Annotated in this window: 1 protein-coding gene and 1 pseudogene; one reads left to right on the forward strand and one right to left on the reverse strand. The window is 39.0% G+C overall.

The features are described 5' to 3' along the window. The first annotated feature begins 133 nt into the window (after nucleotides 1-133). The gene (locus I6E11_RS14360) at nucleotides 134-2,497 is read left to right on the forward strand and encodes a glycoside hydrolase family 3 N-terminal domain-containing protein (protein WP_235338799.1); all 2,364 of its coding nucleotides are present in this window, start codon (nucleotides 134-136) and stop codon (nucleotides 2,495-2,497) included. 86 nt (nucleotides 2,498-2,583) lie between these two features. Here I6E11_RS14360 and I6E11_RS14365 read toward each other — a convergent pair. Next, nucleotides 2,584-2,730: pseudogene (locus I6E11_RS14365) on the reverse strand (GH36 C-terminal domain-containing protein); the annotation flags it as partial. Between the last annotated feature and the right edge of the window lie 127 nt (nucleotides 2,731-2,857).

A 2,857-nucleotide genomic window follows, 5' to 3' on the forward strand; every position in this document is an offset into this window, starting at 1 on the left:
TTATAAATAGTGAAGGATAGTTGAAAGTAAATTATACTATTTGTGTTATACATTATGTTTGATATTGATGAAAAATTAAATAACTGATTTATCTATGAACAAATTCTTAAATCTATTATTCGGGGGAATACTGATGGCTTTTCCTTCAGAAACACAAGCGAAGGATATCTATCACAAAGGTTGGATAGATTTCAACAAGAATGGTGTAAAGGATGTTTATGAAGATCCTTCACAGCCTGTTGAAAAGAGGGTTGAAAACCTGTTGCAACAGATGAACATCAATGAAAAGACATGTCAGTTGGCAACACTTTATGGCTATGGACGAGTACTTAAAGACTCTCTTCCTACAGAAAACTGGAAGAATGAAATATGGAAGGATGGTATAGCCAATATCGACGAAATGTTGAATGGAGTAGGAGGAAAGGCAAGACTGGTGGAACAGATGCTATATCCATTCAGTAATCATGCCGAAGCTATCAACAAAATTCAGAAATGGTTTGTCGAAGAGACAAGACTTGGTATTCCTGTTGATTTCAGCAATGAAGGTATTCATGGTCTTAATCATACCAAGGCAACTCCTTTGCCAGCTCCTATTGCTATAGGAAGTACATGGAATAAAGATCTTGTATATAAAGCGGGAAAGATAGTTGGACAGGAAGCCAGAGCTTTGGGATATACAAATGTTTATGCTCCTATTCTGGACGTTGTTCGTGACCAGAGATGGGGACGAACTCTGGAATGTTATGGCGAAGATCCTTATCTTGTTGCATCGTTGGGAATACAGATGGTTGATGGAATACAGTCGCAGGGAATTGGCTCTACACTTAAACATTTTGCTGTATATAGTGTTCCAAAAGGTGGAAGAGACGGTAATTGCAGAACAGACCCTCATGTTTCTCCAAGAGAGATGCATCAGATTCATTTATATCCTTTCAAGAAAGTAATAAAGGAAGCACATCCAATGGGAGTAATGAGCAGTTATAATGATTGGGACGGTGTGCCTGTAACAGCAAGCCATTATTTCCTTACTGAACTTTTGAGAGAGGAATATGGTTTCGACGGATATGTAGTGAGCGACAGCGAAGCTGTAGAGTATGTTCATACGAAACATCGTGTGGCAGAAACATACGATGATGCTGTACGTCAGGTTCTTGAAGCCGGATTGAACGTAAGGACTCATTTCACTCAGCCTTCTGATTTTATTAAGCCTATCCGCAGTCTTCTGGAAGAAAAGAAAATATCTATGGCTACAATAGAGAAGCGAGTGGCTGAAGTCTTGAGTGTGAAATTTCGTCTCGGACTTTTTGACCATCCTTATGTAGAGAAAGTTAAGGAGTCGGATAAAGTTGGAGGTGTAGACCGTAATATGGATTTCGTAAAACAGATTCAGCAGCAGTCTTTGGTTCTTCTTAAAAATGATGGAAATCTTTTACCTCTTGACAAGAACAAGATAAAAAAAGTGCTTGTAACCGGTCCGCTTGCCGATGAAAGTAATTTTATGGAAAGCCGTTACGGTCCTAACAGACTGGAGAAAGTTACAGTTCTGAAAGGTTTGCGTAACTACCTAAAAGGTATTTCGGAAGTGGATTATACTAAAGGATGTGATGTTATAAATAAAGGATGGCCTTCTACTGAGATATTGCCAGAAGATCTTTCCGATTCAGAAAAGGCCGATATTCAGAAAGCTGTTGATAAAGCAAAAGATTCTGATATTATTATTGCTGTTTTGGGAGAAGACGAATATAGAACAGGTGAAAGCCGTTCGCGTACTTCGCTTGATCTTCCGGGACGTCAGCAGGAATTGCTCGAAGCTTTGTATGCAACAGGTAAACCTGTAGTATTGGTATTGATAAATGGACAACCACTGACCATTAATTGGGCTGATAAATATATACCTTCTATTCTTGAAACATGGTTCCCAAGTTGTCAGGGAGGAACTGTAATTGCGGAAACATTGTTTGGTGATCATAATCCGGGTGGAAAACTGACAGTTACTTTTCCTAAGTCTATTGGTCAGATAGAATTGAACTTCCCTTTCAAACCGGGTTCACATGGTAATCAGCCACGATCGGGTCCTAATGGCTCTGGCTCTACTCGTGTACTGGGTGAGCTTTATCCATTTGGTCATGGACTCAGCTATACAAGTTTCAAGTATTCCGATATGAAGGTAACTCCACTCGAGCAGGCTACTCAGGGAAATTATACTATAACTTTCAATATCACAAATACAGGGAAACGTCAGGGAGATGAAATCGTTCAGCTTTATGTACGCGATAAGTATAGCAGTGTAGTTGCATACGATTCTGTTTTGCGTGGTTTCGAACGTGTTTCTTTAAATCCTGGTGAAACAAAACAGGTTACATTTGAACTTACTCCTGAGGACTTGCAGTTGCTTGACCGTAATATGCGATGGACTGTGGAGCCAGGTGAATTTGAGTTTATGATCGGTGCTTCAAGTAAAGATATAAAGTTGAAAAAGACAGTAAAGGCTTTATGAAAATATAAAAGTAATGGTGCAATCCGGTAATCCGGTTGCACCATTACTAACTAATGAGAAATTTTGTCTAGTATTTAGTTTTTGTATTATTCTGCTGTAATTTCAATTACATAACTCTGAGTATGTGCGAATCCGAATACTTCTAGGCCTACTTTCATCAGATAGTCGCCTGAATAAACCTTGCCATTTGATTTAAATGTTGATTCTGTAGCAGGCATAAGGTTTATTTCTTCTTATTACTGTCCGCTAAAGACGTGAATTCCCTCCCAACTTGCTGAAATAGATAAGTTGGGAGTTATTTTCATATCAGACAAGCCCCTCTTATGAGCTTATTACCTCCTTAGGTGGTGGTTCTGCTGC

Origin of the sequence: Bacteroides caecigallinarum, from assembly GCF_021531075.1 — a bacterium.
GTDB lineage: Bacteria > Bacteroidota > Bacteroidia > Bacteroidales > Bacteroidaceae > Phocaeicola > Phocaeicola caecigallinarum_B.